This is a genomic window from Micromonospora sp. SL4-19 (genome assembly GCF_047921475.1).
Taxonomy (GTDB): domain Bacteria; phylum Actinomycetota; class Actinomycetes; order Mycobacteriales; family Micromonosporaceae; genus Micromonospora.
Map to the genome: position 1 here is coordinate 1 of NZ_JBLROB010000043.1, position 23587 is coordinate 23587.

Here is a 23587-nt window from a genome sequence, read left to right on the forward strand (position 1 = left end):
TGTGCGTCGCCACTTCCTGCACAAGGTCGCCAACCGGCTGGTCAAGACCCACGACCGGCTGGCTCTGGAAGACCTGTACACCGCCGGTCTGCTGCGCAACCGGCGTCTGGCCGCCGCCATCTCCGATGCGGGTTGGGCTGACCTGGCCCGCATCATCAGCTACAAACAACGCTGGCGGGGCGGGCAGGTCGCCCCGGCACCCCGCTGGTACCCGTCCACCAGAATGTGCAGTGCCTGCCGCACCATCGGCCCGGCCCTACCCCTGTCCATGCGCATCTTCCGCTGCGACGAGTGCGGGCATACGGCGGACCGGGACGTCAACGCGGCGGTCAACCTCGCCGTCTGGGCCGAGCAATACCATGCCCGGACCCGGGACCCCGAAGCACGAGGCCCGGTCACCAACGCCTCCCGAGGGGACGGCTCTGGCCAGCGCTCACGCGCCGGTGAAACCAGCCCTGATGACGGAGGAACCCTGCCGCCACGAATATCCGTGACGGCAGGGACGCCCGAGAAGGGCGGTGTCTCATGACCCAACGGACTATTGAGACACGCTGTAATGCGAGACCGGTGCGAGGGCACAGCGCCGGTACAGGTCCGCGAAGTCCGCGCTCCCGTCGTCCTCGCGTACCGCAAGGTCCGCGCCGGGCTGCTGGGCGGGCACGTTGCCGGCGCGGCAGTCCGTCCACATCTGTTCCGCACTCGCATAGCTGCGGCGGCGGCCGCCGGGCCACGCGATGGTCAGGATCCGCCGGGGGTACCGGATGGGCGTCGCGTCGGGCACCGAGAGCCGGTGCACCGCTTCCTCGTCCACCGACACGCCCAGGCCGGGGCCGTCCGGCACCCGCGCGTACCCGTTGCGGATCTCGATCGGCGCGCGCAGCAGGTCCTCCGACCACGTGTTCATCGCGGTGACGTGCGGCCACACGGCGTGGCTGAGCACCGCACCCAGCTGCAGCGCCAGCGCGGTGGTCAGGCCGGTGCCGCACATCTGCAGGAAGAACGGCCGGTGCACGCCGGCCGCCTGGGTACCCGAGGCCAGCAGTCCGCCGACGCCCTGCCAGGTCACCACGTAGCCGTCGAACGCCTCCTGCGCGACGTTCGCCGCGAACGGCGTGTCCAGGAAATGGTCGGCGACCGGACGGGTCAGCTTGCCCCGTAGCGCGCGGTATCCGGCGAGGTCGTGGTGCGGCAGCGGGGTCTCGAAGATGCCGACCCGTCCGGTGCGCTCCAGTGCGGTCAGCACCGGGGCGGCGGTTCCGGCGTCGCGGAGCATCTCGTTCCAGTCCAGGTCCAGCTGGTAGTCCGGTGGGGTCACCGCGGACACCGCGTCGACCTGTTCGTGGACGTCGAACCAGGGCCGGGCCTTGAACTTGTGCGTACGGTACCCGGCGGCCACCGCGTCGCGCGCCTCCTGCGCCAGCACCGCGGGCGGCATCTTGGTGTTCCACCACGAGATCGGGCACTCGTCGCGGACCTGGGCGAGCGGCAGCAGGGACCGCACCGGTACGTCGAGCGCCTTGCCGACCGCGTCGTAGAGCGCCATCTGCAGGCCCGGGCCGAAGTCGTCGCGCGACAGGCACTCGGCCGGGTTGCGGCCACGTACGTAGGCGACCGCCTCGTCCGGTACCGGCGCGTAGCAGTAGTCCAGGATGGTCTCGCCCCAACCGGTCACGTCCGGGTCGTTGGTGGTGACCCGGATCAGCTCGATGAGCCGCCACTGCCCGATGAGCAGTTCGTTCCACGGCCGGGCCCGCGGGCTGAACGGCACGTCCAGCAGGATCCGGTCGACCCCCGTGACGGTCAGCCCGCGCGTTGATGTCATCAGTCCACCTCAGGCCGGGTCGTCGATGTCGGTCGCGCCGGCGGCGACGAACTCGGCGTGGTCGTCGGGCAGCGTGCGCTGGCCCTTACGGTTGACGATGAGCACGGTGGTGCCCGGCTCCAGACAGGTCGGGCTGTGTCGCACACCGGCCGGGATGACCACGCCCTCGCCCGCGCCGACCTCCACCGAGCCGATTTCCGAGTCGACCCGCATCCGTCCCTGGTAGACGAACCAGGACTCGTCGCTGTCGTGCCGGTGCGGCGGAAAGGTCTCGCGGAGCTGGGCGATGCGCATGGCGTAGGCGCCGTCGACGAAGGCGACGTTGATGTTGGTGCGGGCGGGGTGTCCCTCGAGCCGGCGGTCGATGCTCCAGGCGGTGAGTCGCTGATCGGTCATGTAAGTCCCCCGGGCGTGACGGTGGCGAGGAATGCGTGGTCCATCTGGTACCCGTCGCCGGGCCGGAGTTCGACCAGCACCGGATTCGGCCCGTGCGGCGGCACACGCACGCTCCCGGAGCTGGCCCCGGCCGGAATCGTGAGCTGGGCGGTGCGGCCACCGGCGACGTACGCGATGGTCAGGGACCTGCTGGTGTCCACCGGCCCACCGTGGCTGGATGAGCGAGTGAAGGTCACCGTGGTGCCGTGCGCGGCCAGGTTGACCAGCTGGACGCCAGTGTTCGAGAAGTGGACCGTCGACCAGTCGGTCCAGTCCGGTACGTGCGCGGGGTCGTACGCCGGGTTCACCGGATACTGCCCGGCCACCTTCGGCTGGTCCAATAGTGAGGGCAGGTTGCCGTTGCGGTCGACGTTTCCTCCGTCGGCCCAGTCGATGGTCTTCCATCCGGCGCCGGGATCGGCCGCGTTCAGCGCGTTCGGATCGGGGACATCCGGGTTGGCCTTGCACTGGCCCTGGTAGCGGTACGGGCTGTGGTTGTCGGCGGGGTGCGCTATCCCGGACAGCAGCTGCCCGGCGAAGGTCACGTCGTTGAAGGTGACGTTGCGGACGGTCTGCCCCGCGCCCTGGTAGTCGCTGTGGCTGACCAACTCGTTGGGTGCGATGTGCGCGCAGTCGGTCGGCGTGCCGATGCGTACGTTGTTGAAGCTGACCCCGTCGATGCCGCCCACGCGGCCGCCCGCAGCCTGCCATGGCTGATAGTTCCAGTAGGGGATCTTTGACTTGAGCGTGATCGGCACGCCCAGCGACGGGTTGCTGGTGGAGCCGGTGATGTACGGATTGAAGTTGTTCATGTCCGGCACGACCTGCTCGACGACGAGGTTGTTGACCTGGAAGTTGCGGTACACCCCGCCGAACACCGCCAACGCCCGCCACACCTGGGGCGCGGAGATGATGACGTCGTTTTCCCATCGGGCGCCGTTGATGTCCGATCCGGCCGAGGTGCCCGCGGCGTATCCGGCGCCCGTGCCGTTGTTGATGATGACGCTGTTGGTGAACCAGTAGTCGCCGCTGGGGTAGCGGGCGTCGTTGGCCGGGTCGGGTGCGCCGTCGAAGCCGCTGAGCGCGCCGGAGGTGGTCGGGCCGGAGCCGAAGTTGCTGGAGTCGTCGGTGGTCTTGCCGAACGAGTTGTCGACCCCGCAGTGCCAGCAGTTCCAGAAGTTGACCAGATCCGACTCGGCGGCGCCGCTGTTGGTGTCTTCCTTGAAGTTGGTGAACCGGACGTTGCTGCCGTTCTCCTGCCACACGTCGCCGCCGGCGGCGTTGAAGGAGACGATGTCGTTGACGGCGACGTCGTTGGCGTTGTGCATCAGGATCATCGTCCACCAGGCGAAGTCGTGCCAGCGGTTGTACTGGCCCTGGCCGTTGAGCCGTCCCCGGCCGTCGATGGTCACGTGGTCGGCGTTGATGACGTTGATCATGTTGTTGGTCGAGGTCAGTTGCGGCTCGCCGTTCACGTAGTACTGCTTGGCCTGCACCAACTCGGAGCCGGGTGCCAGGTAGAAGCGCATGTTGCTCTTCAGGTTGATCGAGTGCGTGATGAGGTAGCTGCCCGGGCCGAGGTAGAGGGTGCCGCCGGCCGGCACCCGGGCGATGGCGGCATTGATGGCGGCGGAGGCGTCGGCGTGCCCGGTGTTGTCGGCTCCGCTGGCCAGCGCCCTGACCACGCCACGGCCGTGTGGCGAAGCGGGGTCCGTCTCCAGCGGATCGGCCCAGATCAGCAGGTTGTCCGGGTCGTCGTTCTTGCCGAAGTGGGTGCCGGCCTGGTCGTTGCTGCCGATCACGTTGCTGTCGGCCGAATTCACGTTGTGCAGCTCGATCTTGAGTGGCTCGGTGAGGTCGAAGCTGATCTGGTTGCCGCTCGCCTGCGCGGCGATCCCGTAGCTGGCCGGACTGATGTCGTAGGACTGCACCTTCTCCTTGTAGGTGACCACGACGTGGGCGGTACCGGAGAAGGCGAAATGAGCGTAGGGCCAGCCGTTGTCGTTCATCGGGAAGTCGCTGGTCTCGCCGTCCGTGTAGTGCCAGTGCAGGCCGTGCACGTAGATCGGCGTGCCGTTGACGCTGACCTGGTAGTTGGGGTCGTCGACGTCAGTGGCGAGCTTGGGATAGGCCACGACGGTCGACGGGGCGGCGTCGGCGGGGGTACCGGTTGCCACCAGGGATGCGGCGACGAGCAGGGCCGCGCAGACGTAGGCGAGGACACCCTGGCGACGGTTCATCGGTGGTCTCCGTGGGGGGTGAGGCGTGCGGCATCGTCAGCCGAGGGGGTATCGCGCCAGCTGTGCTTCGGCGTCCAGCCGAGCCGCTGCGCGGCGTGCGAGCAGTCGAACGGGCTGCGGTACGGGTCGTCGCGGGTCCACTCGGCGAGGCTGCTGCCCGGCCATGGCACCGCCGGCGCGTACTGTTCGATGATCTCGGCGGTGGTCAGGCGGTCGGTCGAGATGTCTCGTGCGGCCAGCAGGAAGCCGTCGTGGTCGATGCCTTCGACGGCCAGCGCGAGATCGATGGCGGACAGCAGGTCGCGCCGGTCGATGTAGGCGCCGAAGTTCGCGGCCAGCCGCTCGTGCAGGTGCGGGTCGTCGCCGCGCCACAGCCGGTACGTGTGCGGCGCGACGGCGACCAGTGTCGGGCGCAGACAGATGGTGGGGATGCCGCAGCGGCGGGTGTAGGAGCGGCAGACCTCCTCGGACAGGTGCTTGCCGAGCTGGTAGATGGAGACCGGGTTGCGCGGGTGCCGGTCGGTCAGCGGCAGGAAGTCGGGCTTGTGCTCGTTCTTGATGGCGCCCAGCGCGTTGACGCTGGATACGTAGACCACTCGCGACACGCCCGCCTCCACCGCGGCGGTCATCACGTTCCAGGTACCGCCGACCGCGATGCTCAGCACCGCGTCCTCCTCGCCGGGCTCGCCGTCGCCCGGGTAGGTGCCGGCGTGCACGACCGCGTCAACGCCCCGCATCGCCTGGCGCACGCCGAGCGCGTCGCGCAGGTCGCCCGTGACGTGTTCCCAGGCCAGGTCGTGCGAGGTGACCCGATCGAAGGTCACCACCTCGTGGCCGGCCGCGGTCAGGTGCGCGGCGGCGGCGCGGCCCACGTTGCCGAGCCCGCCGGTGATCAGTAGACGCATCGCGTTCAGTCCCTGGCGTACAACGGGTGGGACAGCGCGGCGAGCCGGTCCTCGTCGAGTGTCACGCCCAGGCCCGGCCCGTCGGGCGCCCAGGCGTGCCCGTCGGCGTAGGGCACCGGCTCGGTCGTGACGTCGTCGAGGTACAGCAGGGGCCCGACCGCGTCGCCGGGGTGGTCGATGTTCGGCGTGGCCATCGCGACGTGCATCACCGCCGCGGTACCGATGGACATCTCCTGCGTGGTGCCGAGAAGGGTCGGCGTGGCCGTGTGCCTCGCGAGAGCGAACAGTTCGACCGCGGCGGTGACCCCGCCGAGCGCGGCCAGCGAGATGTTGAGGACGTCCAGCGCCTCCGCGTCCAGCAACCGCAGCGCCTCCGCGTAGCTCCACACGTGTTCGCTGACCGGCACCCGCAGCGCCCGCCGCACCTCGGCCAGCGCCCGCGGGTCGGCCCGCCGCACCGGGCTCTCCACCATCTCGGTACCGGACAGGTCGACCAGTCGGTCGGCGATCCGTAGCGCGGTCTTGCGATCGAAGCGTGCGGAGAAGTCCAGGGACTTGATCTTCGGAACGTCGCCGTGGCGCTCGCGCAACTCCCGGAAGAACCACTCCTCGACCTCGAGGTTGCCGCAGATGTACACGCGGAACATGTCGAAGCCTTGGCCGAGCCGCTTGTCGACCTCGACGAGGCTGGCCTCGGCGACGGAGCGCTCGTACATCGGGAACAACGGGTAGCAGATGCGCAACCGGTCGCGCACCCGCCCGCCGAGCAGGTTGTACATCGGCTGGTCCAGCAGCTTGCCGAGGGCGTCGTAGAGGGCGATCTCGATGCCCCAGCGGAAGGCCGGTTCGACGGTGCCGTACCGCTTGTCGATCAGCCCCAGGATCTCGGTGCGGTTGACGACGTCTCGGCCGGTCAGCAGCCTGTTGAGCTCGTCGCTCAGGACGGTCAGATCGGGCAGGTAGCTCAGCTCCTGCAGATCGGAGATTTCGCCGAGGCCGGTGATGCCGGCGTCGGTGTGGAGTTTGACGATGACGTGCTGGCTGGTCTCCCCGCTGTGCCGGCGTGCCTTGACCGGGTGGAGGGTGGTGCCGGTGATGTTCAAGGTTTCTCCTTTAACCTTTCGACCCGGTGAAGGTGACCCCGCGCATGATCTGCCGTTGGAACACGAGGAACAGGATGATCATCGGTATCGACGCGATCGCCAGCGAGCCGATCTGCACGTTCAACGGCGCTCGCGAGCCGGGCGAGTTGACCAGGTAGAGCGCCACCGACAGCGGGCGCATCGCGGGGTCGTCGCCGAGGATCAGTTTCGGCCACAGGAAGTCCTGCCACGACGCGATGACGGTGAAGATGGACACGACCGCGATCGGGCCCTTGGACAGCGGCAGGATGATCCGGGTCAGGATCCGCCACGAGCTGGCGCCGTCGACGACGGCCGCCTCGGTCAGCTCCGGCGGGATCTTGTCGAAGAAGATCTTGAGTACGAAGATGGCGAACCCGCTCACGGCGCCGGGCAGCCACACCCCCCACCACGAGCCCTTGAGGCTCACGCCGCCCAGCGGGAGGTTGATCACGGTCACGTACTGCGGGATGAAGTAGATGATCGCCGGGATCATCAGCGTGCTCAGGAAGGCGCCCAGAAACAGACGGTGCCCGGCCGGGCGCAGTTTCGACAGTCCGTACGCGGCGAGCACCGACACGGCCAGGCGTAGCGCCAGCGTGCCGGCCGCCAGCAGGGCCGAGTTGCGGAAGTATTGGAACAGGTCCAGCCGCTTCCAGGTGAGCACCACGCCGTCGAGGGTCCACGGCTGCGGGATCCAGGTCGGCGGTGTCTGGTTGAGGTCGTGCGGGGTCTTCAACGCCCCGGTGATGAGCCACCACAGCGGGACCACCGTGGAAAGGGTGGCGAGCACCAGCAGTGCCCAGGTGGCCCAGTAGACGACCCGGGCCCACGGGCGGCGGGCGGCCATCGCGGAGACGAGCGTACGGGCGGCCGGCTCGCCGCGGCGGCGGGGTGTCGCGGTCATCCGGGCACCCCCTTCCTGCGACGACTCGAGCTCGGCTGGCGGCCATGATTCGGCCTCCGCGCCGCTAGGCGGCGCTCCGGACCGAATGACGGCCGGTCCGACGCCGCGCGGCGGCCCGGAGCCGTCGTACGGGCGGCGATCCGGCGGGGCAGCCAGACCAGGCCGACGGTGAGCAGCACGATGACCACGAACAGGGTCGCCCCGACTGCCGCTGCCTTGCCGTACTGCTGTTCCTGGAAGCCGTACTCGTACATGACGGTCACCACGGTCTCGGTGGCGTGGTTGGGTCCGCCCGCGGTCAGCGCGTACGGTTCGACGAACAGCTGCATCGAGTTGATGAACGACAGCACGAACATGGCGGCCATGACGGTTCGGATCTGGGGCAGCGTCACGCTGCGTACCCGCTGCCACAGGTTGGCGCCGTCCAGTTCGGCCGCCTCGTAGAGCTCGGCGGGGATGTCCTGCAGCGCGGCCAGGTAGATCAGCATGGTCGCGCCGGAGCCGGCCCAGATGGTGATGGCCAGGATCGCGTACAGCGCCTGGGTCTGCGAGTTGAGCCACGGCTGCGGCCCGATGCCGAGGTGCCCCAGCAACGAGTTGACGAACCCGCCCGGGCCGGGGTCCAGGAACCAGTTCCACATGAACGCGGTGACGATCGGCGGGAGGATCGCGGGCAGGTAGAAGGCCAGCCGGAAGTACCACTGGCCGTGGCGCATCTCGTTGACGCAGATGGCCAGCCCGACGGGTACCACGAAGCCGAACAGCAGCGACAGTGCCGAGAACTTCAGGGTGTTGCCCCATGCCGTCCAGAACACCGGATCGTGGAAGATGAGCTGGAAGTTCTGCACGCCGCTCCACGTTGACGGGTCGGCCAGGGTCACCCGCTGCAGGCTCATCTCGAGGCCGAGCACGATCGGGTACCAGGCGAACAGCGCGAACAGCAGCGCGGCCGGCGCGATGTAGGCGTACCCGCTCAGGTTGCGCAAGATCCGGCGACGGAGCCCGACCGCCGCCCGGCTCGCGTGGTGCGCTGGCGCGTGCCCGGCCGGGATCTTCCCGGCCGGGCGAGCGGAAGGCGGCGTGCGCGCCTCGACGGACTGCTGCCTTGTCGCGTTCATCGGGTCAGGAGTTCAGTGCCTGTTGGATGACCGCGTTGGCCTTGTCCAGTTCGGTCTGGGGGTTGGCGTTGGGTTTGGTCATGATGACCTCGACCGGGGTCTGCAGGGCGGTCTTGATCTCCTTGCCCTTGACGACCGGCTCGGGTGCCAGGTTGATCTTCGCCGTGGTGGCGAAGTAGTCGCCGTAGAGTGACAGCGAGTAGGCCGGTACGTAGGGCTTGACCGCCTCCTCGATCTGGGCACGCAGCGCGGAGCCCGCCTTCAGCAACAGCGTCGCGAACGGTACGGTCTGGGGCGTCTCCCCCGATCCGTCCGCCTTGCCCGCCTCGAGCCACGCCTTGTAGTACGCCGAGACACCCTCGACGCTGAGGTTCTCGAAGACCGTGTAGTCGAATGCGGCCTGCAGGTCGGACTGGTTGACGGTGTTGCTGAACACGTAACCCGAGCCGCTGCCGATCAGCGTGCCCTGTGCCGTGTCGTTGATCGGGAACGGCACCATGATGAAGTCGTCGGGGCGCTCCGCGCCGGCCGCGGCGACCTGGCCCGGGCCGTCGAACGCGGACATGCACATCGCGGCCTTGCCCGAGGCGAGCGCCTGGAAGCCGTCGAGATACGCGATGACAGGGTTGCTCCCCATGCTCTTGTCCTGCCAGTACATCTGCTGCAGCAACTGCAGCGCGGCGACGGCCTGCGGTGTGTTGCAGGTCGCGGTGTACTTCTTGGTCGCGTCGTCCTGGCGGTAGGTCAACTGGCCGTTGGCATACATGAGCGTCAACAGCGACAGGCCGCCCTGCCGGGGACCTTTGAGGGTGGCTTGGAAGCCGGCCACGCCGGGGTTCTTGTCCGAGATGGCCTTGGCCGCGGCGCGGAAGTCGGCGAAGGTCTTGCCGCCCCGCTGCCAGTCGGTCGGGTCGAGGCCGGCGCTCTGGAACAACGGCTTCGAGATCACCAGCCCGGTCGAGCCGCTGTACTGCGGCAGGCCGTAGTAGGTGCCGTTGAGGCCGAAGGTGTCGAGGAGGGCGGGTGCCAGCTCGTCGAAATGCTCCCATTTCTTGATGATCGCCGTCATGTCGGGCACCTGCTTGGCCGCGATCATCGGGCTCACGTCGTTGCTGCTGACCACGTACGCGGTCGGGGCGGTGCGGCTGGCGATGAACGCCGCCACCTCGTCGGCGCCGGATGGTTGGAGCTTGGTGACGACGGTGACGTTCGGCTGCTTGGCCTTGAACGCGGCGACAGCCGCCGCGGCGGCGGCGACGCTGGGCTTGTCGGTGTCGTCGGCGATGTCGGCGATGGTGAGCGAGCCGCTGTCCGGGCCCGCTGACGCCGGGTTGGTCTTCGGTGAGGTGGCGCTCGTGCAGGCGGCGAGCAGCCCGCCGCCGGCGAGCAGGGCGATGCCGCCGCCGCCGAGCTTGAGGACGCTGCGGCGGGAAAGTGTTCGGGACGTCGAGTCGTCCATGGTTACTCCCAAGCGAAGTCGGGCGAAACACCTGGGATCCGCGTCGCGGATCCGTCGTGTGGACCGAGACTAGGATCACCAGCGGTTCTCGTCAAGAACTATCCGTCTCTCGTGAAGGGATAGCCCGCGCCCGGACTCGACGACCCGGAGTCCAAACGTACCGGGCAATCTCGCACGTCAGGGCACCCGCCCGGCGTTGACAGTCTCGCCGCCCGCTGCCATTCTCCCATCGGAGAAACGCGCGTGCCTTTTCAGGAAACGAGTGGACGAGAGGAGGCGGCGGTGCGCATCGTCAAGGTGTCCATCACACCGGTCGCCACTGCCCGCCACACCGGCGTCACGAGCCGACACCTGATCGTGGAACTGGACACCGACCACCAGGTCACCGGATACGGCGAGCTGTCCGACGCCGAGGAGATGGCCTGGCTGCCGGATCTCGGCGTACTGGCCGCCGAGCTGGAGGCCGTACTGGTGGGCGCCGATCCGGCCGACCGGGTGGACCTGCTCACCCGGCTCGACGGCCGGTTCGGTACGGCCGACCCCGTGGTGCGGTGGGCCGTCGAGATCGCGCTCTACGACCTGCTCGGCCGGGCGCTCGGCACGTCCGTGTGCGACCTGCTCGGCGGCCGCCGGCGCGATGCCATGCCCGTCGGGTACCCGATGTTCCCCATGTACGACCGGTCGATCGCGGAGGCCAACCTGGCCGAGGCCCGGCGCCGGATCGACCAGGGCTTCACCCTCTTCAAGGTGTACGTGTGCGGCAACCTCGAGGTCGAGGAATGGTTCTTCGACGAGGCACGGGAGCGGTTCGGCGAGGCCTTCACCGTCAAGTGCCTCGACCTGTCCGCCCGCTTCCCGCCCGCCACCGCCCTGCGCCTGCTGCACCGGCTGCTCCCGCGATCCGGCGCGCTGTCGGTGGAGAGCCCGGTCCGGCGCGGCAACCCCGACACGCTGGCCGAGGTGCGGCGCCAGCTTCCGGTCCCGGTCAGCGAACACGTGTGGAGCCATGCCGAGGCCCGGCGGCTGCTGGACGCGGACGCCGTGGACATCCTCAACATCTCGCTCGCCGCGCTCGGCGGGTTCACCGCCGCGCTGGACGTCTTCACGCTGGCCCGGCACGCCCAGGTGGGCACGCTCATCGGGGGCACCCAGGAGCTGTCCGTCGGGTCGGCGGCCGCGCTGCACCTGGCCGCCGCGGTGGACAACCTCGACTTCCCCGGCGACACCGTCGGACCGATGGTCTACCGCGACGATGTCGCCGCGGATCCGGTCCGGTACCGCGCCGGCCACGCCCTCGTACCCGACGGGCCCGGCCTCGGTGTCACCGTCGACCCGGCCCGCCTGACTGCCCTCACCAGTCCGCTACGGCACCGCACCTGACCATCCGACCGCGACGCGAAGGAACCCGATGCTCGAACTCACCTCGATGACCTGGCCCGACGTCCGCGCGGCGCTGCCGTCGGTGAAGCTGGCCATCGTGCCGATCGGCTCCACCGAGCAGCACGGCCCGCATCTGAGCCTGGAGACCGACGCGGCCGTGGCGCGCGGGCTGGCGCGCCGGCTGGCCACCGAACTGGGCGACCAGGCGCTGCTGTGCCCGCTGATGCCCTACGGGCTGTCCGAGCACCACCTCGCCTTTCCCGGCTCGCTGACGCTGCGGCCGGCCACCCTCATCGCGCTGCTCAAGGACATCGCCGAGAGCCTGGTGCACTGGGGCATTCCACGCATCCTGGTCGTCAACGGGCATGGCGGCAACACCGACGCAGTGCGGCTGGCGTCCCGTGAGGTACGCCGGGACACCGGTGCGTTGATGGCGCACATGATGTGGTCTGATGTCGCGCGCGACGAGGCCAGCAAGCACGTCGGCGATCTCGGCTGGGGGCACGCGTGCGAGGCCGAGACCTCCGTCGTGATGGTCGTGAACCCGGGCGGGTTGCGTGCCGACCAGGTGCCCGGGCCGGCTCCGGCGCCGGAGCTCCAGCCGCTGGCCGGCCCGCCGTTCACCGGTGTGGACGTGCCGATCCGGCTGGACGAATGGAGCCCGAACGGCGCCCTGGGCGATCCGCGGCTCGCCAACCCCGCGACCGGCGAGAAGATCGTCGAGGTGGCGCTGTCCCGCGCGCTCGATTTCGCCCACCGGCTCATCGGGTACCCGTTGAATCCGGTGGCTCCGCTGCGCTAGGACCGGACGGCGCCCCCGGTCACAACGCCGTCCGGTAGCCCAGACGCTGCGAGCAGTCCGCCGCCGCGGCCGCGACGTGTCTGCCGATCTCGGCGCGCAGCTCGTCGTCCATCCGCCTGTCGGGGGCCGAGACGCTGATCGCGGCCACCGGCACGCCGCGCGCGTCATGGATGGCGGCGGCTACGCAGGCCGAGCCCTCCTCGTTCTCCCCGGTCTCGGTCGCGTAGCCACGCGCCCTGGCCTGGTCGAGCTCGGCTCGCAGCGCGGCCAGTGACGCGACGGTGTGGTGCGTGCGCGGAGCGAGCCGGGTCGGCACCAGGTTGCGCCAGGCATCCCCGTCCAACGCGGCCAGGTAGGCCTTGCCCAGGGCAGTGCTGTAGAGCGGATCGCGCGAACCCAGCCGCGCCTGCATGCGCAGGGCTCGGGTGCTCTCGATCATCTCCAGGTAGACGATGTCACGGCCGTCGGGCAGGCCGAGGTTGACGGTCTCGCCGAACCGGCCGTGCAGGCGGCGCATCGCCGGCAGGGCAACCTCCCGGATCCGGTTCTGCTCGCCGGACAGCTGACCCAGCTGCCAGACCACGAGGCCGATCCGATAGGTGTCGGTGTCCGGGTCGTGCGCTACGAAGCCGCTGTCCCGCAGGGTACGCAGGTACTTGAAGGCGGTGCTCTTGGGCAGCTCGGCGCGGCTGCAGACGTCACCGAGCGTCAGTGGGCGGTCCGCCTCGCCGATGCACCGCAGCACGGCCAGTGCCTTGAACACGGGCTTGACGATGTAGTCCGGCTCAGCCGCAACCATTGTTTCTCCCAGGGAAACGAACGCCAGGTTTGGAGAGTAGCCTAGCGGAGCCATGTTTCCCAGCACAAAACAGCTACTTCTTCCTGAGACACATCCCACCGCCCGCCCGCGAGGCAGCGGGCTGAGGGCGACATCGCCGAGATCGCTGGCCGCAAATCCGCCGTCGGTGTCGTCGTCATGTTAGTCAGGATGAGCGGATACGAGCACCCCGCAGTGGCCTCCCGGGTGGCCCGACGCCAGGCGGGAGCCGGCACGGCACCTGGCAGTGCTGCCGGACGAGTTCACATTGGCCAGTTCCAGTTCGAGCGACTCGACCCGGCCGAGACCGACCGTCGTCGACATGCAGGTTCTCGCGGGCCGCCGCCGGTTTCGCACCGGCGTCCATCTCTCTGGCGGCGATGCACAGAGATGTGGATACTAGGATGACACCCGTCTCCCCACAAGGAGTCCCCGTTTCTCTGAGGGAAACATCTGCCGGCGGCCACCGCGCTACCCGCCGGTGACCGTGTCACCTGTCGGAGACCCCGGAGGCCCGGCGGCACGCGCGCCGGCCGTGACCCCATCACAGGCCACGGCCGGCGCATGACACGCCGCGCAGATCCGATCCCCGGAGTCCGGCTCGTAGCCTCGAGAATCATCGCCACGGCTGCCGTAGGAAGGCGTTGGGCGGCGGTAATCAATCCGGGCCGGGCGACCGAGGGTCCTCGGTGGTGGCTCGGATCGGATTTGCCGCACCGAGAGCCCGGCGGGGGCCGGGGATTGACTGCCCAGGTCAGCCCCCTGCCCGCGATGCTTGCACAGTGCAATGATGGGGGTAGGCAAGCGACGGTGTGACGGCACCGCCTGCGAGCGTCACGACCAGTGACGGGAGGCATGCCATGGACTGCTACGGACACCACGAGGTCGCCCGCATCGACGACACGGTCACCCCGGACACCCTGCACGATCGGGCCGAGCGGGTGGCCGTGCCGGACTTCGACTACCTCACCCAGATCATCGAGGGGCTCGCGGACCGGCTCACCCCGCCCTACCCCGCCCCGGCCGCACCGAGCTGACCCCGGCGGCCACGCGGGGGTGTGCTGCTCGACGGCCGAGGCGGAGGTCCGGGTGCCGGCGTCGCGCCGTCAGCGCGTGGCCCCCGCGCGCCGCTTGTTGTAGACATCGAATGCCACGGCGAGGAGCAGCACGAGGCCTTTCACGACTGACTGTATCGACTGGTCGACGCCCATGAGCTGCATCCCGTTGCTCATCACCGCCATGATGAGGCCGCCGACCATGGCACCCACCACGGTGCCGACCCCGCCGGTGACGGCAGCGCCACCGATGAAGGCCGCGGCGATGGCATCGAGCTCGAACATGTTGCCGGCGGCGGGCTGAGCGCCGTTCGATCGCGAGGAGTAGATGACGCCGGCCACCCCCGCCAGGAAGCCCATGTTGACGAACATCCAGAAGTTCACCTTGCGGACCTTCACCCCGGACAGCATCGCGGCCGAGAGGTTACCGCCGATCGCGTAGACCTGACGGCCGAAGACCGTGCGCCTGGTGAGGAGGGCGTAGCCAAGGACAAGGACCGCGAGGACGATGAGCACGATCGGCAGCCCACGTGCGTGGGCGAGCTGCCAGGCAAAGCACATGATGACGGCCCCTACCAGCACCACCCGGGCCACGAACAGCGGGAACGACTCGACGGGCTGGTCATAGCGAACGCGTGAGACGCGGGTACGAAAGCCACTCACCGCGTAGCCCGCCACCGCGATGGCGCCGATGAGAAGGGTGAAGGCGTCGTAGCCGTCCCCCCCGATCAGTCCGTTCAGGAAGCCGTTGGCGACTCGCTGGTACTCGGCCGGGAACGGCGAGAGCGAGATGTTGTCGAGCACCCGCAGGGTGAGACCGCGGAACAGGAGCATGCCGGCCAGGGTCACGATGAAGGCCGGGATCCCGGCGTACGCGACCCAGAAGCCGTGCCAGGCGCCGACCGCGAGGCCGACGGCCAGTGCGGCGAGAATTCCGACCCACCACGGGTGTCCCTGCTGGATCACCACGACAGCGGAGACGGCACCGGTCAGCGCCACTACCGATCCCACCGAGAGATCGATGTGGCCTCCGACGATCACGATGACCATGCCGATCGCGAGCACCAGGATGTACGAGTACTGCAGGACGATGTTCGTGATGTTCCCGGGGCTCAGCGAGACACCGTCGGTCAGGATCGCGAAGAGCGCGACGATGACGACGAAGGCGACGTAGATGCCGCTCTGTCGCAGGTTGCGCAGGATCAGCGTACGCGGGTCGCTGGTCCCGGTGTGCAACGCGACGGCCGAGGAACTCTGGGACGACAGGCGGTCCTCCGCCACGGGCTGCTTGGTGCTTGTCATCCGGCGAGCTCCTTCTCCTTCGTCATGAGCTCCATAAGGTTCTCCTGGGTTGCCTCGCCCACCGGCAGCTCGCCGGTGATGCGGCCGGCCGAGAGCGTGTAGATGCGGTCGCACATCCCGAGCAGCTCGGGCAGCTCGGACGAGATGAGGATGACCGCTTTTCCGTCAGCCACGAGCTGGTTGATGATCGTATATATTTCGAACTTCGCGCCGACGTCGATGCCCCGCGTCGGCTCATCGAGGATCAGCACGTCCGGGTCGGTGAACAGCCACTTCGACAGGACGACCTTCTGCTGGTTGCCGCCGGAAAGCTTCCCTGCCACGGCCATCACACTCGGCGTCTTGATGTTCATGTTGCGCCGACTCTGCTCGGCAACCTTGATCTCCTCGTTGCCGTTCACCCAACCCCCGCGGGCGAGCTTGCCGAGCGCGGCCGCCGAAATGTTGCGGCACACGTCCTCGATGAGGTTGAGCCCGTAACGCTTGCGGTCCTCCGTGGCGTACGCGATGCCGTTTCCGATCGCTTCCGCGACGGTCCTGGCCCTGACCTCCGTGCCATGCACGAACAAACGGCCCGTGATGTCGCGTCCGTACGACCGGCCGAAGACGCTCATGGCGAGCTCGGTCCGGCCGGCCCCCATGAGCCCGGCGATGCCGACAACCTCACCGGCCCGGACGTTCAGGCTGGCCCCGTCGACCACCCTGCGGTCCTGAACGGGGTGCCGGACCGTCCACTCCTCGATCCGGAGCACCTCCGCGCCCGGTGTCGAGACCCGGTCGGGGTAGTAGCTCTCCAGATCGCGGCCCACCATGCCGCGGATGATTCGTTCCTGGGTCACCTGGCCGGAGCTCATGTCGAGCGTTTCGACCGTCTGCCCGTCGCGGATGACGGTGGTCGAGTCGGCGATCGCGGTGATCTCGTTGAGCTTGTGCGAGATCATGATGCAGGTGATCCCCTGCTCGCGGAGCCGGCGCAGCAGGTCGAGCAGGTGCGCCGAGTCGACGTCGTTCAGCGCGGCGGTCGGCTCGTCCAGGATCAGCAGGCGCACCTCCTTGGAGAGCGCCTTGGCGATCTCCACCAGCTGCTGCTTGCCGACGCCGAGCTGGACGACCGGGGTGACCGGGTGTTCGTGCAGCCCGACGGACGCCAGTAGCGCACCGGCCTCGGCGTTGGTCCGGTTCCAGTCGATGAGGCGGCCGGTCCCGCGACGCTCGTTGCCGAGGAAGATGTTCTCGGCTATCGACAGGTACGGCACCAGGGCGAGCTCCTGGTGGATGATGACGATGCCGACAGCCTCGCTGTCCCGGATGCCGCGAAAGTGCACCGGCTGGCCGTCGAAAATGATCTCACCGTCATACGAGCCGGTCGGGTAAACGCCCGACAGCACCTTCATGAGGGTGGACTTGCCGGCACCATTCTCGCCGCAGATGGCGTGGATCTCGCCTCGCCGGACGGCGAGCGTGACATCTTGGAGCGCCTTCACCCCCGGAAAGGTCTTCGTGATGTTACGCATCTCGAGGATCGTGTCGTCCATGGCGATCGTCCTGGTTCCTCGTCGTCTGGGTCGTCGGGTCCGTTCGAGCTGACGGGACGCAGCGGGCGCGGGCGCCGTGGCGACACCGCCACGCTCGGGCTCAGCGACGTCGCCGCCACCGAGCCCGAGCGCCGGCTCAGCTCTTGGCTCGTCCGGTGGAGACCTCCTCGGCCGTCCAGTAGCCGGAGTCGATGAGGGCCGGCTTGATGTCGTCCTTGTACACGGTCTGCACCGGCAGGAGGTACGACGGCACGACCTTGACCCCGTTGTTGTACGTCTTGGTGTCGTTGGGCTCCGCACTCTTGCCCGTCAGGAACGCCTCGGCCGCGATGACGGCCTGCTCGGCCAACAGGCGGGTGTCCTTGAAGATCGTGGAGCTCTGGATCCCGTCGTTGATGAGCTTGACCGAGGCGATCTCTGCGTCCTGACCGGTCACGACCGGCATCTTGTTGGCCCCTGTTCCGTACCCGGCGTTCTGCAGGGCCGTGATGATGCCGCGGGACAATCCGTCGTACGGCGACAGGACGCCATCGACGCGCGACTTGTCGTTGTAGCTCGAGGTCAACAGGTCCTCCATCCGCTTCTGCGCGGTTTCCTGCTGCCACCGCAGAATCGCCACCTGCTCGATGCGGGTCTGACGGGACTTGACGACGAGAGAGCCGGCGTCCAGGAAGGGCTTGAGCGTATCCATCGCCCCGTTGAAGAAGAAGTGGGCGTTGTTGTCGTCCAGCGACCCGGCGAAGAGTTCGATGTTGAACGGCCCGGCCTCGGTGCCCTTCGATCCGTCCTTGTTCTGCAGGCCGAGACCCACCAGCAGCGCAGTGGCCTGGGCAACCCCGACCTTGTAGTTGTCGAAGCTGACATAGAAGTCGACGTTGGGGCTGTCCCGGATCAGGCGGTCGTACGCGATGACTGGGATCTTCGCGTTGGCCGCCGTCTGCAACTGGCTGCTCAACGCGGTCCCGTCGATCGCTGCGATGATCAGCACGTCAGCACCCCGTGTGATCATCTGATCCACCTGCTGCGACTGGGTGGGAATGTCGTCGCCCGCGTACTGAAGGTCGACCTTGTAGCCCTTCTGCTCCAGCTTCTCCTTCACCGACTTGCCGTCGGCGATCCACCGCTCCGAGGTCTGGGTCGGCATGGAGACGCCGATGGTCAGGTCACTGGGCTTCTCCTTGCTGCGGTCGGCGCTGCCGCCCGCACCCTCACCGCTACAAGCCGCCAGGCTAAGCGCCAGCAGGGCGCCCCCGACAGCCGTCCACAGTCTTCTACTCACGCTCTTCCCCTCTGAGAAACGGGTGCCATCGCCGGCCGTACACATTGCACTGTGGGCAGTGTTAGCGCTCACACCCAAGATCGTCAACATCTGTCCGAAACCTCAACGTCACGATCCCGCAACGGCTTCGGTGACGGCGACCACAGGCCGGGGTCGCCGGGGCGGAATCCGGGTGGCGAACCACCGGTTACCGACAAGCCAGGAAGCCGGCCTGCCCTGGCGGTCCCTGACGACTACCTCGCCGGAAAGCCCGCCGAACCGAAGTAGCTGCGTCACCCGCTGCTCCAGGACCAGCCCGGATCATCCGATCCGCCCGCCGCACCTACCTACGCATCGCCGAAAACTGGCCCGGGGTAGCCGTTTTCGCCGCCGCGTTCAGCCGCCTGACCGCGCTACCCCGGCCCATCACCTGGACCCATGCCCCGCCGCCACGAGCACCGGAGAGAGATCCCGTGTGTCGTGAACGGATCTTACGGAGCGCAGGTCACCCTGGCCGCTGCCCAGTCCGCGTGGTCGCTGTTGTTGCCGTCGCCGGCCTCGGTGACCACGAGCCGGACGAAGGACGCGCCGCTGATGTCGGCGGTGAGCGTCTTCGCCGGGTCCTGCCAGGTCAGCACGCCGCTGTCGGCGACCTTCGTCGAGTCGGCCCAGATTTCGAAGGTGACCGAGCCGGCCCTGTTGCCACGCTTCTCGTCGTCGATGCCCACGTCGGCGACCAGGCTCGTGCACCTGCCGGCGGCGAGGTACAGGATGTCGCTCGACGCGTGTACGCCAAGGCCCTTGGCGTACTGCACACCACCGATCGAGATGGTGCGGCCGTCGCGGACGGATTGCTCCCCGTTGGACATGTCGGTTTCGACCGGGCCCCAGCCGTTGTTTGCCTCCAGCCATCGCGCGTCGCTGAGGAAACCGGTGATGAGGGGCGGCGTGGCGGAGACAACCAGCCGCACCCGGGCGCCTGTGCCGTACTGCTTGCCATGCGAGTAGTAGGCACCGGTCACCTCCAGCTCGTAAGTTCCGGGGGCGGCGTCCGCGGGCGGTGTCACCTGCCAGGTGCCGCCGGCACTCGTGCCGCTGAGCAGTACGGGTTTGGTATGTGGGGCGGTCGGCGCGACGGTCCAGTCAGCCAGGTTTGCCGTGCCGCTCACCACGATCCGGTCGAGGTCCGGCCCGTACGCGGTGTCGTTGGAGAACCGGATCGTGTTCGCGCCTGCCGCGAGTGGCACGTCGAGCGTGACCGCCACCGGGCTGGAGAAGCTGGTCCCGGTCACCGGCACCTCCACGCTGGCGCCGTCGTTGACGCTCACGAAGAACGATCGCGTGCCGCTCACGGCGGCGTAGATTGTCAGCCGGTAGGTACCGGCAGCGGTCGCGGTGACCCCGTTGACACGTACCCAGTTGTTCGGGCCGTTGCCGATGAAGCCCACCTTCTGCCCGCCGGAGCAGCCTGAGCACGAGCTGAGCCGGGCCCCGCCGGACAGCGTGTTGCCGGCCGCCTCACCTTCGTACGAGACCCCTTCGTAGGAGGTCGGCCCAGTGACCTGCACTGCCGCCTTCTGCGCCGGGAGCCGGCCATGGTTGGTCAGCTCGGCGGTCACCTCGACCGGCTGGCCGGGCACGATGTACTGGCCGGCCGACCCCTGCCCGGGGCCGTTCGCCTTCGCCTCGAAGCTGGTGGTGGGCGGGTAGGTGCCCCAGTCCGGGTCGGTGCTCACCCGGTACATGACGGTGCCGTGCGCCGGGACGTGAGCGGCGACCTCCCCCGCCGACTCGGTGCTCGTGTGCTGCCACAGATCACGGAGCACATAGCCTTCCCGGTGCGGCAGGCCGAGTTCCGCCGCGGCGACGCCGATCCGCGCACCGTACGAGTTCTCGTTGAACAGCGCGACAGCCACGTCGCCGTTCGCCAGCGGCTTGGCGAAGGCCCAGAGGCCATCCTGGTTGGACAGCACCCGGGCCTGCACACCCAGCCGGTCCTGGTTCACCGCGATCACGTCCCGGTTGAGCAGGATGTCGTATGTCGCCTGGCTCGCGTTGCGCAGGTCCGACCCGATCAGCAGCGGCGCGGCCATGATGGACCAGAGGCTGAAATGTGAGCGGTACTCGGTATCGGTCATCCCGCCGTTGCCGACCTCGAGCATGTCCGGGTCGTTCCAGTGCCCGGGTCCGGCGAACTCGGCGAGCGCAGCGTTCTGCTTCATGATCGAGAGCATCGAGCTCCAGCTGTCGCTGATGTCACCGGTGGTGCGCCAGAGGTGGCCCATCTCGGCGCCCCACCGCCAGGGCTGGTTCTGGCCCCATTCGCAGATGCTGAAGACGATCGGCCGGCCGGTCTTCTTCAGCGCGTCGCGCATCTTGGTGTACCGCTCGATCGCCGGCACACCCTGGTTGTTGCAGTTGTCGTACTTCAGGTAGTCCACGCCCCAGTCGGCGAACGTCTGCGCGTCGGTGTCCTCGTGGCCCAGCCCGCCCGGGAAGCCCAGGGTGTTGCAGGTCTTGGTGCCGGCGCTGGTGTAGATGCCGAACTTGAGGCCCTTGCCGTGCACGTAGTCCGCCAGCCACTTGATGCCGTGCGGGAACCTGGCGGGATCCGGCACCAGCCGCTGGGTGGCCGGGTCTCTGGTCGGCAGGGCCCAGCAGTCGTCGAGGTTGACGTACTGGTAGCCGACGTCTTTGAGCCCCTTGGCCACGAACAGGTCGGCGATACCCATGATCATCTGCTCGTTGAACGTGTTGCTGCAATGCGTGGTGTTCCAGTTGTTGAAGCCCATCGGCGGAGTGAGGGCCATCCCGTCATCGAGGGCATACGCCGGGCGCGGCGCGACGTTCTCGGCCGCGACGGTGACCGTGGTGGTGGCGGCTGCCGCAACAACCAACGCGGCGAAGGTGGTTAGCAGCCGTCCTCGGAATGCACGCATGACCGTCTCCTGTCTTCGATGACCAGGTCGCGATGTGCGATTGTGATCGATGACGGTAACTATGGTTGTCCAGTAGTGTCAATACCTGGGCGGGTGTGTTGGTTTCAGTGGTGAACACAACTCTGATTCGGCGGGTTGCGGATGGGCCCGCCGTCGAACAGGGCCACCACGAGATTCACAGGAGCTGCGCTGCCCGCGACTCCAGATAGCGCTGCTCGGGCCGGCTGAGCGTGAGCCGCGCCGCCAGCCGGTAATGCTCCTGCGCCCCGGCCCGGTCGCCGGCCAGCTCCAGCAGGTGAGCCCGCACCGCCGCGGTCCGGTGGTGCCGGGCCAGCACCGGATCGTCGGCGATCTGGTCCAGAGCGGCGAGCCCGGCTTTCGGGCCGTCGACCATGGCACGCGCCACGATCCGGTTCAGCGTGACCATCGGGCTCGGGGCGAGTGCGTGCAGCATCCCGTACAGGGCGAGGATCTGCGGCCAATCGGTGTCCTCGGCGCGCGCTGCCTCGTCGTGCACCGCCGCGATCGCGGCCTGCAGCTGGAACGGGCCGATTGGGGCCCGCGCCAGCGTGTGGGTGATGATCGCGACGCCTTCGGCGATCGCGGCCGCGTCCCAGCGGCGCCGGTCCTGCTCGGCGAGCGGGACCAGGGTGCCGTCCGGCCCGGTACGCGAGGGCCGGCGCGCGTCGGTGAGCAGCATCAACGCGAGCAGGCCGGCCACCTCGCCGTCGTCCGGTAGGCGCCGGTGCAGCTGCCGGGTCAGCCGGATCGCCTCCCGGGTCAGCTCCACCCGGTTCAAGGCGTCGCCGGAGCTGGCCGTGTAGCCCTCGTTGAAGATCAGGTAGAGCACGTGGCGGACTGCGGTGAGACGCTCGCCGAGCTCGCCCGGCGCGGGCATCTCGAACCGGGTGCCGGTGTCGCGGATCCGCTGTTTGGCCCGGCTGATCCGCTGGCCCACGGTGGCCTCCGGCAGCAGCAGCGCCCGGGCGATCTCCGCGGTGGTGAGCCCGCCGACCGCCCGTAGGGTGAGCGTGACCTGCGCCGGCACGCTCAGCGCCGGATGGCAGCAGAGCAGCAGCAACGGCAGCTCGTCGTCGCCACGGACCTGCGGCGCGGGCTCGTGCCGGACCGCCTCCTCGCGGCGCCGGCGGGCAGTCTCGTTGCGCAGCAGGTCGACCCGCTGGCGGCTCGCCACGGTGATCAGCCAGTTCCGCGGCTGCTCCGGGACGCCGGTCTCCGGCCACTGCCGGGCGGCCGCGATCAGCGCCTCCTGCACCGCATCCTCGCAGGCCTCGAAGTCGCCGTAGCGGCGCACCACGGCGGCCAGGACCTGCGGTGCGCATTCGCGCAGCAGGTCCGGCAGCCCGGTCACAGCTCCCATGTGCTCATATCGAGGATCGGGCGCACCTCAACCCGGGTGTACGCGGCGTCTGGCGCCTTCGCGGCCCAGGCGACCGCCTCGTCGATATCCGCGACGTCGATCAGGTAGAAGCCGGCCAGGTGCTCCTTGACCTCGGCGTACGGGCCGTCGGAGGTGATCGTCCTACCGTCGCGCACCGAGACCTGGGTGGCCAGGGCCGGGTCGCCCAGCCCTTCGCTGACCACCAGCACGCCGGCCTCACGCATCTCCTCGGTCAGCCGCAGGTGACCGAGGCCGAAGTCGGTCCGCTGCTGATCGGTCAGCGTCTCCCAGACGGCCAGCGACTGCGGGTTCGACTGGATCAGGATCAGGTATTTCATGGCTTCTCTCCTTCTCTCTTGCCCGGGATGTCGAAACCGGGCGGCCCGGCTTCGACATCCCGGGCAAGAGAGAAAGGTAGGACCCGTCATGGACGAGATCCGGGAAGTCATCGAGGGCAAGGCCGCGCTGCTGCAGAAAGGTGACGCCAAGGCCATCCTGTCGTACTACGCGCCCAGCTTCGTCGAGTACACCCTCGCCCCGCCGCTGCGCCAGCCTGGCGACGGCCGGAACCCGGCCGCGCTGGAGGCCTGGATGGCCACCTTCGAGGCGCCGCCGCGCCGCGAGGTCACCCAGCTCGAGATCACCACGGACGGCGACGTGGCGTTCGCGACCAGCCTCGACTGCCTGACCGCTGTGCCTCGGGGCTCGACCGAGAGCTTCAGCCTGTGGTTCCGAGTGACGCTGGGGCTGCACCGCATCGACGGGCGCTGGCTGGTGACGCACGAGCACGAGTCGGTGCCGTTCGAGATGGACGGCTCGTTCCGCGCCTCGACCGGGCTGACCCCCACCGACTGAGGTGATCAGGGGTGCTGGGCCCGCCGCCGACGCCGGCGCCTCGCGTACGACCTGAGCGCTCGCCGGTGTACCTGGAAGTACCCCGCAAGCGCCGTAGGGCCTCACGTAGACCGGGGTGTCCCGCTCGGTGGGGAGAGCCTCCGGAGGGAAGAGACGACAGCGTTGTTGTCGCCTCTTCCCTCCTTCTGGTCATGCGCCCTGCTCACGACCTATACGGACCGGGAGCCGGCCAACC

Annotated in this window: 20 protein-coding genes; 5 read left to right on the forward strand and 15 right to left on the reverse strand. The window is 68.7% G+C overall.

The window, feature by feature from the left end; translation table 11 throughout:
* A partial coding sequence (locus ACNAVT_RS29525; RefSeq protein ID WP_416300996.1) for an RNA-guided endonuclease InsQ/TnpB family protein occupies positions 1–529 on the forward strand: 529 nt, incomplete at its 5' end.
* Positions 530–538: 9 nt separating this feature from the next.
* On the opposite strand, the gene ACNAVT_RS29530 is transcribed toward ACNAVT_RS29525, so the two are convergent.
* The 8 genes from ACNAVT_RS29530 to ACNAVT_RS29565 are packed head-to-tail and all read right to left on the reverse strand — an operon-like array spanning position 539 to position 10007.
* On the reverse strand, positions 539–1822 hold the full coding sequence (locus ACNAVT_RS29530) for a mandelate racemase/muconate lactonizing enzyme family protein (RefSeq protein WP_416300998.1): 1284 nt from the start codon (positions 1820–1822) through the stop codon (positions 539–541).
* Positions 1823–1831: 9 nt separating this feature from the next.
* A complete protein-coding gene (locus ACNAVT_RS29535) occupies positions 1832–2218 on the reverse strand; it encodes a cupin domain-containing protein (RefSeq protein ID WP_416301000.1) in 387 nt (128 codons plus the stop codon).
* Positions 2215–4497 (reverse strand): glycosyl hydrolase family 28-related protein, encoded by a 2283-nt coding sequence (locus ACNAVT_RS29540; RefSeq protein WP_416301002.1) that lies wholly within the window; start codon positions 4495–4497, stop codon positions 2215–2217. Before ACNAVT_RS29540 ends, ACNAVT_RS29535 begins: the two co-directional genes overlap by 4 nt.
* Positions 4494–5402: an NAD-dependent epimerase/dehydratase family protein gene (locus ACNAVT_RS29545; RefSeq protein WP_416301004.1), complete on the reverse strand. Its 909-nt coding sequence runs from the start codon at positions 5400–5402 to the stop codon at positions 4494–4496. Before ACNAVT_RS29545 ends, ACNAVT_RS29540 begins: the two co-directional genes overlap by 4 nt.
* A gap of 5 nt (positions 5403–5407) precedes the next feature.
* The gene (locus tag ACNAVT_RS29550) at positions 5408–6505 is read right to left on the reverse strand and encodes a mandelate racemase/muconate lactonizing enzyme family protein (protein WP_416301006.1); all 1098 of its coding nucleotides are present in this window, start codon (positions 6503–6505) and stop codon (positions 5408–5410) included.
* Positions 6506–6515: 10 nt separating this feature from the next.
* Positions 6516–7430, reverse strand: coding sequence for a carbohydrate ABC transporter permease (locus ACNAVT_RS29555; protein ID WP_416301008.1), 915 nt, complete (start codon positions 7428–7430; stop codon positions 6516–6518).
* Positions 7427–8548, reverse strand: coding sequence for a carbohydrate ABC transporter permease (locus ACNAVT_RS29560; protein ID WP_416301010.1), 1122 nt, complete (start codon positions 8546–8548; stop codon positions 7427–7429). The genes ACNAVT_RS29555 and ACNAVT_RS29560 overlap by 4 nt, the downstream gene beginning before the upstream one ends.
* A gap of 4 nt (positions 8549–8552) precedes the next feature.
* Entirely contained in the window at positions 8553–10007 is a 1455-nt protein-coding gene (locus ACNAVT_RS29565; RefSeq protein WP_416301012.1) for an ABC transporter substrate-binding protein, read from the reverse strand.
* A gap of 282 nt (positions 10008–10289) precedes the next feature.
* On the opposite strand from ACNAVT_RS29565, the gene ACNAVT_RS29570 reads away from it, so the two are divergent.
* Positions 10290–11387, forward strand: coding sequence for a mandelate racemase/muconate lactonizing enzyme family protein (locus tag ACNAVT_RS29570; RefSeq protein WP_416301014.1), 1098 nt, complete (start codon positions 10290–10292; stop codon positions 11385–11387).
* A 28-nt stretch (positions 11388–11415) separates the two neighbouring features.
* Positions 11416–12189, forward strand: a complete 774-nt coding sequence (locus ACNAVT_RS29575) for a creatininase family protein (protein WP_416301015.1) — start codon at positions 11416–11418, stop codon at positions 12187–12189.
* Positions 12190–12208: 19 nt separating this feature from the next.
* Here ACNAVT_RS29575 and ACNAVT_RS29580 read toward each other — a convergent pair whose 3' ends face one another.
* Positions 12209–12988: an IclR family transcriptional regulator gene (locus ACNAVT_RS29580; RefSeq protein WP_416301017.1), complete on the reverse strand. Its 780-nt coding sequence runs from the start codon at positions 12986–12988 to the stop codon at positions 12209–12211.
* An 878-nt stretch (positions 12989–13866) separates the two neighbouring features.
* Here ACNAVT_RS29580 and ACNAVT_RS29585 point away from each other — a divergent pair.
* The gene (locus ACNAVT_RS29585; RefSeq protein ID WP_416301019.1) at positions 13867–14043 is read left to right on the forward strand and encodes a hypothetical protein; all 177 of its coding nucleotides are present in this window, start codon (positions 13867–13869) and stop codon (positions 14041–14043) included.
* A gap of 69 nt (positions 14044–14112) precedes the next feature.
* Here ACNAVT_RS29585 and mmsB read toward each other — a convergent pair whose 3' ends face one another.
* From mmsB to ACNAVT_RS29615, 6 genes are all read right to left on the reverse strand, one after another.
* Positions 14113–15363: a multiple monosaccharide ABC transporter permease gene (gene mmsB / locus ACNAVT_RS29590; protein ID WP_416301021.1), complete on the reverse strand. Its 1251-nt coding sequence runs from the start codon at positions 15361–15363 to the stop codon at positions 14113–14115.
* The gene (gene mmsA / locus ACNAVT_RS29595; protein WP_416301023.1) at positions 15360–16898 is read right to left on the reverse strand and encodes a multiple monosaccharide ABC transporter ATP-binding protein; all 1539 of its coding nucleotides are present in this window, start codon (positions 16896–16898) and stop codon (positions 15360–15362) included. Before mmsA ends, mmsB begins: the two co-directional genes overlap by 4 nt.
* 136 nt (positions 16899–17034) lie before the next feature.
* Complete coding sequence (gene chvE, locus ACNAVT_RS29600) at positions 17035–18177, reverse strand: multiple monosaccharide ABC transporter substrate-binding protein (RefSeq protein ID WP_416301057.1); 1143 nt, start codon at positions 18175–18177, stop codon at positions 17035–17037.
* 470 nt (positions 18178–18647) lie between these two features.
* Positions 18648–21095 carry an NPCBM/NEW2 domain-containing protein gene (locus ACNAVT_RS29605; RefSeq protein ID WP_416301025.1) on the reverse strand — a complete coding sequence of 816 codons (2448 nt, stop codon included), beginning with the start codon at positions 21093–21095 and terminating at the stop codon, positions 18648–18650.
* A 175-nt stretch (positions 21096–21270) separates the two neighbouring features.
* Positions 21271–22476, reverse strand: a complete 1206-nt coding sequence (locus ACNAVT_RS29610; RefSeq protein WP_416301027.1) for an RNA polymerase sigma factor — start codon at positions 22474–22476, stop codon at positions 21271–21273.
* On the reverse strand, positions 22464–22835 hold the full coding sequence (locus ACNAVT_RS29615; protein ID WP_416301028.1) for a YciI family protein: 372 nt from the start codon (positions 22833–22835) through the stop codon (positions 22464–22466). Before ACNAVT_RS29615 ends, ACNAVT_RS29610 begins: the two co-directional genes overlap by 13 nt.
* Positions 22836–22923: 88 nt before the next feature.
* On the opposite strand from ACNAVT_RS29615, the gene ACNAVT_RS29620 reads away from it, so the two are divergent.
* Positions 22924–23352: a YybH family protein gene (locus ACNAVT_RS29620; RefSeq protein WP_416301030.1), complete on the forward strand. Its 429-nt coding sequence runs from the start codon at positions 22924–22926 to the stop codon at positions 23350–23352.
* Positions 23353–23587 lie beyond the last annotated feature (235 nt).